Source organism: Sporomusa aerivorans (assembly GCF_041428895.1).
GTDB lineage: Bacteria > Bacillota > Negativicutes > Sporomusales > Sporomusaceae > Sporomusa > Sporomusa aerivorans.
Genome location: NZ_CP156926.1, coordinates 285,964 through 299,866 on the forward strand (window position 1 = coordinate 285,964; position 13,903 = coordinate 299,866).

General features: G+C 48.9%; 15 protein-coding genes. 13 read left to right on the plus strand and 2 right to left on the minus strand.

All coding sequences use genetic code 11. The annotated features are described in order from the left end of the window. Positions 1–46: 46 nt before the first annotated feature. From SATMO3_RS01215 to SATMO3_RS01245, 7 genes are all read left to right on the plus strand, one after another. A complete protein-coding gene (locus tag SATMO3_RS01215; protein ID WP_371376359.1) occupies positions 47–703 on the plus strand; it encodes a GNAT family N-acetyltransferase in 657 nt (218 codons plus the stop codon). After that, positions 697–1,515, plus strand: coding sequence for a polysaccharide deacetylase family protein (locus tag SATMO3_RS01220; protein ID WP_371376362.1), 819 nt, complete (start codon positions 697–699; stop codon positions 1,513–1,515). Before SATMO3_RS01215 ends, SATMO3_RS01220 begins: the two co-directional genes overlap by 7 nt. Further along, a complete protein-coding gene (gene pth / locus SATMO3_RS01225) occupies positions 1,516–2,076 on the plus strand; it encodes an aminoacyl-tRNA hydrolase (protein WP_371376365.1) in 561 nt (186 codons plus the stop codon). A 4-nt stretch (positions 2,077–2,080) separates the two neighbouring features. Continuing rightward, positions 2,081–3,304: a radical SAM protein gene (locus SATMO3_RS01230; RefSeq protein WP_371376368.1), complete on the plus strand. Its 1,224-nt coding sequence runs from the start codon at positions 2,081–2,083 to the stop codon at positions 3,302–3,304. Between the two features lie 396 nt (positions 3,305–3,700). Next, positions 3,701–3,835, plus strand: a complete 135-nt coding sequence (locus SATMO3_RS01235) for a hypothetical protein (protein WP_371376371.1) — start codon at positions 3,701–3,703, stop codon at positions 3,833–3,835. A 211-nt stretch (positions 3,836–4,046) separates the two neighbouring features. After that, on the plus strand, positions 4,047–4,706 hold the full coding sequence (locus tag SATMO3_RS01240) for a hypothetical protein (RefSeq protein WP_371376373.1): 660 nt from the start codon (positions 4,047–4,049) through the stop codon (positions 4,704–4,706). A gap of 4 nt (positions 4,707–4,710) precedes the next feature. Further along, positions 4,711–5,061, plus strand: a complete 351-nt coding sequence (locus tag SATMO3_RS01245; RefSeq protein WP_371376376.1) for a hypothetical protein — start codon at positions 4,711–4,713, stop codon at positions 5,059–5,061. 95 nt (positions 5,062–5,156) lie between these two features. On the opposite strand, the gene SATMO3_RS01250 is transcribed toward SATMO3_RS01245, so the two are convergent. Continuing rightward, entirely contained in the window at positions 5,157–5,756 is a 600-nt protein-coding gene (locus SATMO3_RS01250) for a ferritin family protein (protein WP_371376379.1), read from the minus strand. Positions 5,757–5,875: 119 nt separating this feature from the next. On the opposite strand from SATMO3_RS01250, the gene SATMO3_RS01255 reads away from it, so the two are divergent. Both SATMO3_RS01255 and SATMO3_RS01260 read left to right on the plus strand, forming a co-directional pair. After that, on the plus strand, positions 5,876–7,405 hold the full coding sequence (locus SATMO3_RS01255) for a GGDEF domain-containing protein (protein WP_371376383.1): 1,530 nt from the start codon (positions 5,876–5,878) through the stop codon (positions 7,403–7,405). Between the two features lie 19 nt (positions 7,406–7,424). Beyond that, positions 7,425–9,089 carry a diguanylate cyclase domain-containing protein gene (locus tag SATMO3_RS01260; protein ID WP_371376386.1) on the plus strand — a complete coding sequence of 555 codons (1,665 nt, stop codon included), beginning with the start codon at positions 7,425–7,427 and terminating at the stop codon, positions 9,087–9,089. Position 9,090: 1 nt separating this feature from the next. Here the strand turns inward: SATMO3_RS01260 and SATMO3_RS01265 are convergent, their stop codons facing one another. Then, a complete protein-coding gene (locus SATMO3_RS01265) occupies positions 9,091–10,647 on the minus strand; it encodes a glycoside hydrolase family 26 protein (RefSeq protein ID WP_371376389.1) in 1,557 nt (518 codons plus the stop codon). A gap of 200 nt (positions 10,648–10,847) precedes the next feature. Here SATMO3_RS01265 and SATMO3_RS01270 point away from each other — a divergent pair, with 200 nt between their 5' ends. From SATMO3_RS01270 to serA, 4 genes are all read left to right on the plus strand, one after another. Further along, positions 10,848–11,021, plus strand: coding sequence for a DUF362 domain-containing protein (locus SATMO3_RS01270; RefSeq protein WP_371376392.1), 174 nt, complete (start codon positions 10,848–10,850; stop codon positions 11,019–11,021). 82 nt (positions 11,022–11,103) lie between these two features. After that, the gene (locus tag SATMO3_RS01275) at positions 11,104–11,787 is read left to right on the plus strand and encodes a Crp/Fnr family transcriptional regulator (protein ID WP_371376395.1); all 684 of its coding nucleotides are present in this window, start codon (positions 11,104–11,106) and stop codon (positions 11,785–11,787) included. Between the two features lie 149 nt (positions 11,788–11,936). After that, positions 11,937–12,092: a hypothetical protein gene (locus SATMO3_RS01280; RefSeq protein WP_371376398.1), complete on the plus strand. Its 156-nt coding sequence runs from the start codon at positions 11,937–11,939 to the stop codon at positions 12,090–12,092. Between the two features lie 205 nt (positions 12,093–12,297). After that, positions 12,298–13,881, plus strand: coding sequence for a phosphoglycerate dehydrogenase (serA, locus tag SATMO3_RS01285; protein ID WP_371376401.1), 1,584 nt, complete (start codon positions 12,298–12,300; stop codon positions 13,879–13,881). Positions 13,882–13,903: the final 22 nt, after the last annotated feature.

A 13,903-nucleotide genomic window follows, 5' to 3' on the forward strand; every position in this document is an offset into this window, starting at 1 on the left:
GAAATAGGGCGCGATCTTCGCGCCCTATTTGCGAATTAACTTTTATATGGACAATATTCGAATTACCCGGGCGGAAACAGCGGATATCGCCGCTATTGCCGACTTGTTTACCGAAAGCTTTCTGGAAAGTGTGCTGCACCATTGCGGCGGACGGTTGCCTAAACCCTTGGCGATGCAGGATGTCTTCACCCTGGTGTATGCCGCCGAGCCAGAGGCGGCCCTTATTGCCAAAGATGCGGCAGGACGGCTGATTGGCTACTGCTTTGCGCCTGTGCGTATCCCACGTCTATGGCTAAAAGCCATTACCGGCGGACACCTTGTAAAATGGGCGTGGCGTTGGCTGTCAGGTCAATATGGGTTCGGGTTGCATCCGGTCAAGGTTATTATTCTTAACAAGCTGGCCTTTCTTCGTTCGGCAGCCGCGCCCGGCAAAGCTGCCAACGCCCGGATATTATCCATTGCCGTCGCGGCGGACGCACGCGGGCAGGGGATTGCCAGCGCCCTGATGAGCGAAGCCGACAGGTATTTTCGTGCCAATCAGGTTCAGCGGGTACGGCTGGAAGTTCGCCCGGACAACTACCCGGCTATCAAAGTCTATAAAAAACTGGGGTATTATCCCGGCGGTACCACCTATGATTCCCAAGGGCCCTGGCTGATTATGTTCAAAGAAATTAGCGGAAACGGGGTTAACAAACCATGCTAGACATCAAAGTCCGGCTTATCAGTATGCTGGGATTGATTACAATTGTGGTCATTATCAGTTTGGTTCTGGATTATTTCCGGGTACTCCGGCGACCCGTGCGACTTGGTCTCAGTATAGCCATGCTTGGTATTGTTGCCGGTTTTGTACTTACACTGAATGCAGTTCTGCCTGCCAATCATTTTTATGGTCCTGTTTTTTCCGAGATTAAAACAAATCAAAAGCTAGTTGCGCTTACCTTTGACGATGGGCCATACCCGCCGTACACCGGGCAGATACTCGATATACTGAAGGAACGGCAAATACCGGCGACTTTTTTTGTCATCGGCCAGAATGCCGCGAAACACCCTGAACTTGTGCGGCGGATTGTCAGCGAGGGCCATCAGCTGGGAAATCATACGTATAGCCATGTCGACCTTCTAAAGGCTGATCGTCAGGGGATTATCCAGGAGGTTGAGAAAACCAGCAAGGTAATTGCCGGCATTGTCGGCTATGCGCCGCATGTAATTCGTCCGCCGCATGGTTTTCGGGATGCCGTTGTCATGGATACCATGGCTGAGTACCGGTTAAAGGTGGTTGAGTGGTCGGTATCCAGCCGTGACTGGGTCAATCCGGGAGCCGAAGTGATTGCGGAGCGGACATTGAAACAGGTCAAAAACGGCTCGATTATACTGCTGCATGACGGTGACGGTATTGCCGCTGCGGCGCCGCGGTCCCAAACGGTGGCGGCGACCCGTATCATTATCGACAGGTTGCTGGCCGAAGGCTATATGTTTGTTACCGTTGATGAAATTCTTAAAGTTCCGGAGGATTAAATGAAAATTATTGTCGGTCTGGGTAATCCCGGGCAGGAATACTGCGCGTCACGCCACAATATCGGTTTTTTGGCGGTAGATAAGCTGGCGGAGCGCTGGGGGGTTGCTTCCTGGCGTGAACGGTACAATGCGCTGGTAGCCGAATACCGGGGCGATGAAACCGTACTCTTAGTTAAACCGCAGACCTATATGAATCTGAGCGGCAGAGCCGTTGTGCCGCTGGCGGCATTTTACAAAGTGCCTTATGAGGATATTATTGTTATTTATGATGATCTGGACTTGCCAACAGGCCGGCTCAGGCTCAGGCTCAAAGGCGGTTCCGGCGGCCACCGGGGAATCGAATCCCTGCTTTATGAGTCCGGTAAAGATGAGTTTACCCGGATACGCATTGGTATCGGCCGTCCGCCGCAAGGCTGGGAAACCGCGAATTACGTGTTAGGGCGATTTTCACAGGAAGAAGCTCCGGTTATTGAACTGGCCATTGCCAAGGCGGCCGATGCTGTCGAATGTGTAGTAAAAGAGGGCTTTGCCAAAGCCATGAATAAATTCAACAAAGGGTAATGCTATGATAACAATGCTCTATGCCGATAAGAACGGCGAAATCTATGATGCCCCCGGGTGTCAGGCCCTGGGGCGGCTGGGGGATAGTTTTAAGGCTATTAAGCCCGAGGACATGATTCCGTTGCCGGATGGAGCCGAGCTGATGTTTCTTCCCGGACGGGACGCGCTCTATCTGGATGGCGGTGTCCCCCGTAAACTAAAAGGGCGGCTGGCAGTGGCGGCCATACTGCCTGTTGGCTATACCCGAACTATGCTGCCTGCTTATGAATGCCGTCCCCAGTCGCCGCAATTGCCGCTATACGGGTATACGGCAGCCGCGCTCTATAACGATGAAATTTACGTGGCTGCCGTAAAATCGGCCGACAATACAAAATGGCATCCTTACCGCTACAATACGCCTGATTTGAAAAAACGGGTTGCCAGAGTCAAACGGGATTTGCCTGATAACCGTTTGGTGGAGCATCTGGCCAACTGTTCGCTCAGTTGGCATTGCTGCACGGCGCAGAATCTGTTTTACCGCCGTTGGGAGGCAGGGATTCCGGTTTCTCCCGCCTGTAATGCCAATTGTCTTGGTTGTATTTCTCTTCAGCCGGCCGAGTGCTGTCCTTCGCCGCAGAACCGGATCGCTTTTGCGCCTGGCGCCGAGGAGATTGCTGTTGTTGGCAGCTATCATCTGACACACGCTCCTGACCCGATCATTAGCTTTGGCCAGGGCTGTGAAGGGGAACCGTCCCTGGCCGCAGACGCCATTGCCGCCGGTATTGCCCTTATTCGTAAGAAAACGGCCCGCGGCCAGATTAATATTAATACCAATGCCGGTTTTACACAGGGCATTAAAACCATTGTTGATGCAGGGCTAACCAGCATGCGGGTCAGTATAATCAGTGCCCTGCCGGCAACATACCAGGCCTATTATCAGGCTAAGTACAGTCTTGAAGATGTAAAAAGCTCGATTGCCTACGCCAAACGGCGCGGAGTGTATGTATCGCTGAACCTGTTATTATTCCCGGGACTTAACGACCGTGGCGAGGAACAGGCGGCCTGGCATGCTTTTCTGGAAGAAACGGGCGTCGACATGATCCAGCTGAGAAATCTTAACTTTGACCCTGATGCGTTTCTGGCGGCTATGCCGGCAGGCGGGCGGCCGGCGGGTATCGGAGAATTTATCCGCAGGATTCATGACAGATTTCCGGCTATAAAGGTAGGCAGCTTTACCGAAAGCTTATGACTATGAAAACTGCAATAAGTAGACTTAGCTTCAGGCGAGGTTTTAACCCCATCTGAAGGTAGTGGATCGGATAAAAGGAGAGCCGGACGGCTCTCCTTTTATAGCGGGAAATACAGAAAAGACGTTTCGTACTATTGTACGGAACGTCTTTGGCTTTAAGCAGGCACAGGCGTCTTATCCTTAACAGTGACACCGGTGCGCAATTTTTGCCGGAGCAAAGTGTTGGCAACTCATGTTTGCTTATATTTTATCCATAATGCGGGGATGTATATAACAGATGTCTTTTTCATGAACTTATATCTTGACACGGAACAAATGTAGTTATATGATGTATTAAAAATAAATGAATACAATATTAAGTGTAAATTTGTAAATGTATAAAAAGGCGGTGTGGCTATGCCAGAAAAAGTTCAGGGAATTGTGGAGCCAAAACCCGGCAAAGAGAATATCCATCCGGGAGATTTTAATGAATTAGGCAGTCTCGATCCTGATGTTGACCAAAATCTAATACGCTTATCAGGCGCTGTATAACGTAAATATCGCCGGAATTTCAGTTTACCTGGAATTCCGGCTGGTTTTTTTGCAGGATTTGCCGGTAAAGGTAAAGAATTTAAATTTATTCGGCTGCCACTAAGTACCGGATCGTGTTGCTGTTCAAACAGGGATATAGTTTCTGATAATGCAAAAAATATCCTTGCACTTACGCCCGACAGGGTGAAAAGAATTTGCGGGGGGCGGGAATTTGAAAAAAGGCAATTATATTAAATATGCCTATGGCCATCGTTGCTGTCACGTTGACGCTGTACATGCCGCTTCACCAAAAGCTGACCGGTTTACCGATGAAATTGTGGCCGGAATTATGGAAAGAACAGGCTGCGCCGGCATTATCGGCACCGTTTCCCGCACGATTGCCGATCTCAACCGTCCGCCTAACCAGGACAATGATGAAGCCGTGTGGGAATACAGGGAGGTTATCGGTCAGTTTCTTTATAATATGGGCTTATTAGCACCTGACAGCTGTAAGCTGGCAAGGCCGTATCTGCATGTCGGCATTCACGGTATGAGAGATCAGATTCACGGACCGCTCTGTATCGAAATAGGTACCATTTACGGCCGGACATGTTCGCTGCGGGTAAAAAAATGGTTTGGCGAAACGCTGAAGGACAAGGTGCGCCAGGCTTTGCCGGAGGTACGAGTGATTTTTGATAAACACTGGGTTGGCAATCCTTCCCTGGCGGCACACCGCTGGGGGGAAGGGCGGCATTATCCGGGCTACGGAAAAAACTACAACGCTTTTCAGGTGGAAATAGCGCGGACGCTTAGAGAACATCACCGCGAAGATATCATTTGTATTTTTGCCGATGTAGTTGCAGAGTTTAGTGGTATGTTTTCCAGGAGGTAATTGTATGAGTAGAATCAGGAAAAATTTAAGTGACGCCGAGATGCTTCAAGGCTGGCAGGAACAGCCGACTTTTGAAACCGAACCGGAGGATGAGCCGGTTCGGCCGCCGGTCAAAGCATTGCGCAAGGATCCGGCTGAGGACATTAACAGCGCCTATTTAACCCCCGAACTGAAGGCAGCGGTAGGAAAAGCATTATTGGAACTCAAACTTAATATGTACAAAGAGGGTGTCGTTGACTATCAGATAAAAGTTTCCTGCCAGGGCAATCAAGTGCTGCTTGCAGCCGTCCCCGCCAAAGTTAAAGAGCCGGCGGGGAAACAGCCTGTACACCGTGGGGGGAAACTAAAAGGATAGGTTGTTGGGACCCTATCCTTTTAGTTGAGGTTGTTTTTGCCGGAAGGACAACAACGGTTTGTGCTTGTCGCCATTGGCCCGGCGCGAGCCGCGTTTTATTCTGGCAATATCGGTTCGTGGGTAAGATCGAACAGGGCTGCAGTAAACTCGGCGAGATGTTCCTTTTCTTCATTCATTAGACGGCAAAATAACCTCTGGACGGAGGCATTCTCCGCCATCTGCATATAACGTTGATACTTATTGATTGCCATAAGTTCATCACTTATGGCTTTGGTCAAGAAAACTACTGTCGGCATATCTTTACGGCTGGGTGGGGTTATTTGCACCTCAGCAGTGGTTTCGCGGATAATATCCGCATTGAGTTTGGGCTCAAATGCCGGTCGGGCCATTACCAGCGAATCAAGCCCTGCGTCTCTAAATATTTGTGCCTGTACCGGATCTAACCGGGATATTTCCCGCATGATTTCTACGTAGTGCCGCATTTCATCTTCGGCAACTCCAAGAAATAGATCGGTCAGACAGGAGCCTTTTGCGGCTTCCAGATAAAAGGCAATCGCAATGCGCTCATCGGCGGCAGCATCCCTCAAAAGCAACAGGTCCGGATCATTGGGACAAGCTTCTGACGAGCATGCAAGCTCAGCTGCGGTAAGCGTCTTGGCTTTAGGCCGTTTTTTGTATGCGCGCGGAAAAGCCATACTTCCACCTCCATTACTCTTATATTATATGACGGTAGAGGAAGAGACGTTAACCATGGCAGGATATTTGCCAAAAGTGTCAAATAAAACCATGAATATCTTTAAGAAGAGGCGGGCCGATGGACGAACAACAAACCAGGCAACTGATTGCGGAGCTTTCGGCTAAACTGGAAGCGCTTCAGTCGGAGAACAACCGGTTGAAGGGGACCCAGCAAAAAATAGCGGAAGTAAATAACAATTACTTGATGCTCCACTATCTTACCAGCAATATTCAGGGTTGCCACAGCACAGATGAGTTATGGGAGACATATTTGCATAACCTGAGTGACTGCGGTTTTAACTATGAGAATGTTGCTGTGCTGTTGCCTGATGACAACGACCGGTTTTCTGCCAAACTGTCGCTGGCAGACGGGAAATTTGCCCGGGAAGCCGCTGTTGTACCAGACGGGTATATCTGTCAGGCCATAGAAGTCAAAGCTTCAGTGACTACTCCCGACAATCTGAAGGCGGCCGTGCCGATTATCGGTAAAGCAGGCGGACTCAAAGCCATTCTATTGGCCGAAAAACCTGCGGGCATTTTTTTTGAGGATATACAGCTACTGGATGTCTATGTCAGACAAACTGCCGCTATCATCGAGAATATTATGCTAAACGAAAAGCTGCGGCATTTCCAGGAACTGTTGGGAAGGCAACTGGACCAGTTTGTTATGCTGCACTACGTTACCAAAGCCATCCATGATGCCGGCAATTATTATGATGTTCTCGCCAAGTACCTGCAAACACTTTCTTCCTCACTGGGATTTGACTTCCGGGAAGGCGCGCTGTATATTCTGTCAGAGTGTGAAATGCAGCGGGCCAGTCTTCAGAATGGGGAACTTAAGCTGGGTGACCTGACAGCCATCACCGATCCTCTTATTGCTAAAGTAATTGCATCCAAGCAGTATGTACTTGCGGAAAACCAGCGTCGCTTGCTTATGCCGTTAAATTGTTTCGGCAACATTACGGCCGTTATTGAGATTAATAATGATAGCGAGATTATTCTGGAAAAGATTCAGATGCTTGAGATCTTTGCCATGCAAACATCATCGGCCATTGATAATACCCGCCTGAAATTGCATTTAGAGTACTTAAGCTTTCATGATCAGCTTACCAGTCTTTATAACCGGGCCTATTTTGAAAAAGAAATCCAGAGGATTGAAAAAGCGCAAAGGTTTCCTGCCGGTATTATTGTGTGCGATTTAGACGGACTTAAGATGATAAATGACAATTGGGGGCATGATGCCGGCGATCAGTTTATTCTAGCGGCTGCCCGGCTCATAAAGGAAACAGTGCCGGCAAATGCCGTTGCCGCCCGTATTGGCGGCGATGAGTTTGCAGTTATTGTGACTGAGGGCCCGGTAAATGCCGCCGGCGAAACCGGCGAGCGTCTGAAAAATGCGTTGGCTGGTTATAATGCCGGACTGCCGGACATTCCGGTCGGAATGTCCATTGGCTGGGCGGCCAGCGCTAAACCAGTGAGAATACTGGAGATTTTTAAAGAAGCTGACAGCCGTATGTACCATGATAAGGAACTTCATGGCAAAAGCAGCCGGGAGTATGTACTAAAAGCAATTCAACAACGTCCTGCTGCAAAAATACGGCTTGAGTAGTATCTGGCGGAGGGAAGGCATGCTGCATTTAAATAAATTTAGAAAATACATATACATGCTGTTGGGGGCAGCCATATTACTGCCGGTTATTTTTATTGCCGAGGTTGCCTACGTCGAAATCCAGCAGGTCAATCATAGCAGCCAGGCGCATGCGGATGCACTGGCGAAACTTCGTGGCGACGCTACGGCCGCCTTGCTTTCAAACCAAACGGCGTATGTCCGGGGAATGGCCAAATTAAAAGGCATTAGTACCGGTGACACGGAGAGTGCGGCTGCAGAGTTGCAGGCATTTCTTGACGCAGGTACTGGCTTTGCCGTGTTAGGCTATGCCGGGCATGACGGGCGGATTCGCGTGGAAAATAACGGGACAGGCGGCCGCTATATTGGCGATATGCCCTTTTTTTTAGAGGCCCTGGCTGGGCGGGAATATGTCGGTGAGGCGCCGGCGGCCGACTGGCAGTTAGGTAAAGCGGTCACTGTGATTGCCGTGCCTGTATCTGTTCAGGGTGAGCCAACCGGAATTGTGTACGGTGTTATTCCTAAGGAAACCAGCGAAGTTGCGGCGATTGAACTGATACCCGATGCTGCCGGTGAGCCGGGAATTGAACGCTGGTTTGCCTGGCTGGGCGGAGTTTATCTACTGGGTGTAATACCGCTCTTATTTATGGTTTATTTTGTGCGCCGCGGCTTTGAACCGGCTGCTGCTCACCAGGTATCACCTCTGCCGGTGCGCAAGAAACATGTTGGTAACAAACGGCAGACAGCACCCCGGGCCTATGAGCAGGCCGCGGCCTTTGTTTACGAGCCGGAGATAAAAACAGCTGAGCAGGATGAGGATACGGCCGGGATACAGGCGGCTATCGCCGCGGTCAGAGAACATCAGCAAGTACAGCTTCAACCGGATCCGGCTCCTGAACCTACGCCGGCTGTCGTTATTGACAGAGTACTGGCAACGGCAGCTTATAAAGCAGCCAGGCAGGACTCGGCTGTAAGGCAAGAAACGCCTGTACGTGAAGAAATTCCTGCCGGTTCCAAGTTTAATGCTGTGGCCCGGCGCGGTGACAAGCAGGCTATCCGGGCAATAGAGGCGGATGCTAAGATGCCGGAACCTCTAAACGGTCTCCGGGCAGCAAAGCCGCCATTGCACCCGGAGCCGGCCGAAGAACCGGCGGCCGGGCAACCTGAGCCTGAGACAGATACTCTTACCGGTTTACTTGTGCAAGCGGGTTTCGAAAAAATACTGGCTGCCCGCAATGGACAGCCAGGTGATGCAATTATAACGCTAAGTATTGACGGTATGAAAGTCATCAACGATTATTTGGGCGAGCCGGCAGGGGATGCTGTTATTCTTGCCACGGCCGATATTATTAAGGCCGTAGGCGGACCTGCCTGTACAGCGGCGCGGACAGACGGTGACCACTTTGTCCTGTTGGTGCCGGATTTTGCCGCCGGCATCGAAGATGTCAAAAAAGATATTAAATACTATATTGATCTCCATAATCTGCGCCAGTCCGGGCTGCCGCTCAGTATTACCATCGGCGCGGCGAATTTGGACCGGGGGGGAAGTCTCCGGGAAGTTTGGCATAAAGCCAGGCGTGACATGGAAAAGCATAAAAACATGAACCGCGTGGAAGCGCGAAAGTTTATTATGTGGTCTATCAAACGTGCCAAAGGTCGTTCGTAATTTAATTCCGGGAGAATTTTTGCAGTCCTTGCCGGAAAGCGGCTGTTGTTTCCTCGGTTTCGTCGAGAATATAAACCCGGCCAGGCCTGCCGGCAGAGTCGTAGTCGATACCGTTCCACCAGATGGCTACCTTTATTTTGTCAAGCTTGCCGATTTGCGCAAACATCCTGGACAGCCAGGCTGACTTATCGCCACCGACCGAGTTGGAACCGAACTCGGTTATCATGAACGGCTTGGCAAAATACTTGTCATATTCGGTATAGACGGAAGGATATATGCGGTCAAATTCCCGCCAGTTCTCACCAGCGAAATAGGTACCGGTATTATAGCCTGTCAAACCAATAATATCCACGTATTCATCGCCGGGATAATACATGAGATAATGGTTCCATTTAAAATCCGGAAAAGATAAATCATGGGGATTCCAGACCCACAGCACATTGTCGACTTCGTTCTCATCAAAAACTTTGTGGATGTACAGCCACATAGCCTTATACAGCTCGGCGTCCTTGCTGTAGTGATGGGCTGAGTACCAGCACCAGTCGCCGTTCATTTCGTTATTTAAGCGAAACAGCACAGGGTGGCCAAACTCCTTTAGCTGTTTGGCGTACAAAGCAAAATAGTCATCATACTTTCCAGTCAGGATGTCATATATAGCGCCCGAGTTATCCTGAAAATTGTAGGTAGTCTGCAGTGTCAGCTCGACAACGCGGCCGTGATCATAAGCTGCATTCAGGGCCATGACCGGCAGGTTCTCATCAAAGGACTGATAACGAAGGAGTACCGGAAAGGTATAATTTAGCTGCTGCTCTAAGATATCCAGCTTTTCAAATGTCTGGGGAGCGGCCGGCTCAAAAATACCCCAGCGCAGGGGACTTTTCACACCAAAGAATTTTTCATAGAAGGCTTGAGTCTCGCTATTTAATCTCGTATGGCTTTGTTTTACCGGCAGATTGAAGCGCGGTGCGCCGCGGCGTTCCGTGAGCGTAAAACTGGCGGCAATTTCTTGGGCATTGGTAATCGGCTTGGCAGATTTGATGATAACGGTATACACTTCATTGGTGTTTTTAATTAATTCAATACTGCTGTAAAAATTTTTGTCGTCAGGCACATGGACAAGCTTGGGGCGTGTCCAGTTTAAAAGGTGGACTTTGAAGCCGTTTTGCCGGTAGGTTTCGTCATGCAGCAGGGTATGGTCCCTGGTGTTATCAATAAATTTGTTGCTATAATGGATGTAGTCCTCAACGGTTGCCGGTGTACCCTTAAAATTATCGTAGAAGATTTCCATGCGCAGATTCTGGTTTGCCAGGACGGTAACCACCGGCGAGCGGGAGGCATCTACCGTAAGCTCATGAGGAATATTTAGAGAATAGCCATTGGCATAGTCGGTAAAACGGTCATAGTTTTCATCAACATAGCAAGTGACTTTTACATCGTCGTCGGGACCGGGAGCATAGGTGGTATATTCGCCATTTATAATGGAATCGGCACTGACAGGCGCCGCTAATTGCGCGGCCAGCAACAAGGCTGCTAGCAGACGATAAAAATAACACATCATATATCCCCTCTTAACTGCAAGCTGAAAAACATCTCAATTATATCATAAAAAGCAACAATTTCCTCAGCATAAAGCCACCTAAAAGCCGGTAAAGTGCAAATACTAATATACAAGCCTGACCTGTACAACCTGATTTGCACAGCAAACGAAGGTATACAGGTAAAATATTACAAGCAACAATTGCAAAGGGAGGAAAAACAATGGCCTATAATATTAACTCTGAATGTGTAAAATGTGGTGCGTGTGCATCGGTTTGTCCGGTGGAAGCAATTTCTGAAGGTGATATTCAATACGTAATTGATCCTAAACTATGTATTGACTGCGGCGCCTGTGCGGCCGTCTGCCCGGTTGGCGCTATCAGCCCGGGTGAATAGCCTGTTGGGGACTATAAGTCCAGCTTGCGGGCTGGACTTTTACCTATATATGATGTAACGGCTTATGGGTGGAGGAGTATTTATGCTGGAATTGGAATACTTAAAGCACATACCTATCTTTGAGGAGTTAGCGCCCGCTGATTTAGCGGCTATTAGTCAGGTTACAATTGAACGGCGCTACAGAAAAAACATGATTATCTTCATGGAAGGCGAACCTGGCGAGGGTTTTCACTATGTTAAAAGCGGCAAAGTAAAAATTGTGAAGATGGCTCAGGATGGTCGCGAGCATATTATTAATATTTTAGGGCCAGGTGAGGTTTTTGCTGAAGTGCTGCTATTTAACCGCGGACCTTATCCAGCCACCTCGGTTGCAATGGAAGACTCGGTTATCGGCATAATAAAAAATAACGATTTGGAAAATGTAGTAGCGGAAAACTCGCGTATTGCCCTGCATATTATCAGGGTTATGAGCAAGAAGCTGCTGCATGCGCAGTTGAAGATAAAAACCTTGGCCTTATCGGACACCCTGGCCCGCACGGCGCAAATTTTAAGCCGGTTGTCCCAGCAATACGGCCGGCCGGTCCCCGGGGGAGTCCAGATTGATATTGACATGACCCGCCAGGATCTGGCTAATTTAGTTGGAACGACCAGGGAGACTGTCAGCCGGGTGCTGAGTTCTATGAAGAAAGATAAAGTGATTGATTTTGCCGAGCAACAGATAGTTATTTTAGATGAGAATCGTTTGGCAAGATATCGCGAATTCTAATACGATGTTACAGTTGATGCATGTTTTATGAAAAAAATATTTCAAAATAAAATAATTAAATCTTATTAAATGGACACTTGACTTATAGCTGTGTACACAGTATAATTTGATCTAAGTTCATAGTTTAAACATAATGAACAGGAAGCCTAATGGAAGGTGTTCAGAGAGCCGGCGGCTGGTGTGAGCCGGTACACCCGACAATAAGGTTCCGCCTGGGAGTGGCTGGTGATGAATCAGACTGGGATCCGCCCAATATAGCGGCTAAAGTTGGCCGGAAGGCAACATGGGTGGCAACGCGGGAATAGTTCTCGTCCCTATAGGGATAGAGAGCTTTTTTTATTTTGCAGCCTATTTGTACCTTTTCCGGTCTAAGCTGGGTGGCAACGCGGGTAAAAACTCGCCCCAATCGTATGGGGTGAGTTTTTTTATTACTCAAATTTTTGACAAAATCGATTCGAATGCGGCCGGACCGGCTGCTATCACAGATTAAAAAAACGGAGGGTAAAAAAAATGAAGGTATTAGTATCGGAGCCTATAGCCCAAAAAGGTCTGGAAAAACTTACGCAGGAAGGAGCCGTCGTCGACGTAAAGACCAGCCTGACGCGTCAGGAATTGCTTGACGTCATTGGCGAGTATGATGCTCTAATTGTGCGCAGCAATACCAAAGTCAACGAGGACTTATATCAGAAGGCTGCCAGGCTGAAGGTAGTGGGCCGGGCCGGCAACGGCGTGGACAATATTGAAATGGAAGGCGCCACCAGACGCGGCATTATTGTTGTTAACACCCCGGAGTCCAATGTTGTCTCGGCAGCTGAACTGACCATCGGTCTATTGTTTGCGACCTGCCGCAATATTCCGCAGTTGCACAACCGGCTAAAAGAACGGGTATGGGACCGCGCCGGTTTAAAAGGCATGGAACTGCTTGGTAAAACGGTAGGTATCGTTGGTCTGGGCCGGATTGGGTCATTAGTAGCTACCCGGTTAAAATCCTTCGGTATGAACATCATTGCGTATGATCCGTATATCAGTGACAGCCGGTTTAAAAATCTCGGAGTCGAGAGGAAAAACAAACTGGAAGAATTGATGGCCCAGTGCGATATTTTAACAGTCCATACCCCCAAGACTGAGGAGACTTATGGCATGATCGGCAAGGAACAGTTTAAAGCCGCTAAAAAAGGCTTAACCGTCATCAACTGCGCCCGGGCGGGGATTATAAACGAAGAAGCGCTGATGGAAGCCATCAAGAACAACATTGTCAAACGGGCCGGAATCGATGTTTTGGAAGGAGAGCCGCATGCTACTTCCCCGCTCTTAGACTATGACAATGTCATTGTAACGCCGCATGCCGGCGCCGATACCGTCGAAGCCCAGGATAATGTCGGTATAACCGTGGCCCAGGAAGTTATTTCGGCCTTAAGAGGCGAAATGGTGCCTAATGCAGTTAATCTGCCTACCCTGCCTGTCCAGGAATTAGACGCGATTAAGGCTTACTTAAAACTGGGCGAGACTTTGGGAAAAATGTATTATCAACTGGAAAAAGACGCCGTCGAAAAGGTGGAAATCATGTATCGGGGCGAAGTCGCGGCTCTCGAAACCTCAGTCGTATCGCTGGCCATCCTGAAAGGCTTATTCGAGCCGGTTCTGAAGGAAAGAATTAATTACGTAAATGCCAATGTTATTGCGGAAAGCAGAGGCGTGGCGGTAACCGAAAGCAAAAAATCCTCGGCTAATAATTATTTGACCCTGATTACTCTTAAGGTAACATCCCATGACGGCAAGGAGTTTACTATCAGCGGGACTACGTTTGGCAAAGGTGAACTGAGAATTGTTGAGATTAATGGCTATGAATTTGATATTAATCCTACCCCGTACATGATCATTGCCGAAAACACAGATAAACCGGGGGTGGTTGGCCAAATGGGGACCTTACTGGGCGTTGGCAAAGTAAATATTGCCACAATGCAGCTTGGCCGTAAACTTACCGAACAGCAGGCTATGATGGTACTGGCTGTCGACTCGGAGGTTTCGAAAGATACTTTGCAATTCCTTGGCGGCGTGGAAGGAATTTTGCGGGTCCGTTTTGTAAAATTATAATTTTTCCCGCGGGCGTGGCTGT

Bases quoted from the DNA above. Each gene is read 5' to 3' on its own strand.
- SATMO3_RS01215 (WP_371376359.1), top strand. From the start codon at position 47: ATGGACAATATTCGAATTACCCGGGCGGAAACAGCGGATATCGCCGCT.
- SATMO3_RS01220 (WP_371376362.1), top strand. From the start codon at position 697: ATGCTAGACATCAAAGTCCGGCTTATCAGTATGCTGGGATTGATTACA.
- pth (WP_371376365.1), top strand. From the start codon at position 1,516: ATGAAAATTATTGTCGGTCTGGGTAATCCCGGGCAGGAATACTGCGCG.
- SATMO3_RS01230 (WP_371376368.1), top strand. From the start codon at position 2,081: ATGATAACAATGCTCTATGCCGATAAGAACGGCGAAATCTATGATGCC.
- SATMO3_RS01235 (WP_371376371.1), top strand. From the start codon at position 3,701: ATGCCAGAAAAAGTTCAGGGAATTGTGGAGCCAAAACCCGGCAAAGAG.
- SATMO3_RS01245 (WP_371376376.1), top strand. From the start codon at position 4,711: ATGAGTAGAATCAGGAAAAATTTAAGTGACGCCGAGATGCTTCAAGGC.
- SATMO3_RS01250 (WP_371376379.1), bottom strand. From the start codon at position 5,756: ATGGCTTTTCCGCGCGCATACAAAAAACGGCCTAAAGCCAAGACGCTT.
- SATMO3_RS01255 (WP_371376383.1), top strand. From the start codon at position 5,876: ATGGACGAACAACAAACCAGGCAACTGATTGCGGAGCTTTCGGCTAAA.
- SATMO3_RS01260 (WP_371376386.1), top strand. From the start codon at position 7,425: ATGCTGCATTTAAATAAATTTAGAAAATACATATACATGCTGTTGGGG.
- SATMO3_RS01265 (WP_371376389.1), bottom strand. From the start codon at position 10,647: ATGATGTGTTATTTTTATCGTCTGCTAGCAGCCTTGTTGCTGGCCGCG.
- SATMO3_RS01270 (WP_371376392.1), top strand. From the start codon at position 10,848: ATGGCCTATAATATTAACTCTGAATGTGTAAAATGTGGTGCGTGTGCA.
- SATMO3_RS01275 (WP_371376395.1), top strand. From the start codon at position 11,104: ATGCTGGAATTGGAATACTTAAAGCACATACCTATCTTTGAGGAGTTA.
- SATMO3_RS01280 (WP_371376398.1), top strand. From the start codon at position 11,937: ATGGAAGGTGTTCAGAGAGCCGGCGGCTGGTGTGAGCCGGTACACCCG.
- serA (WP_371376401.1), top strand. From the start codon at position 12,298: ATGAAGGTATTAGTATCGGAGCCTATAGCCCAAAAAGGTCTGGAAAAA.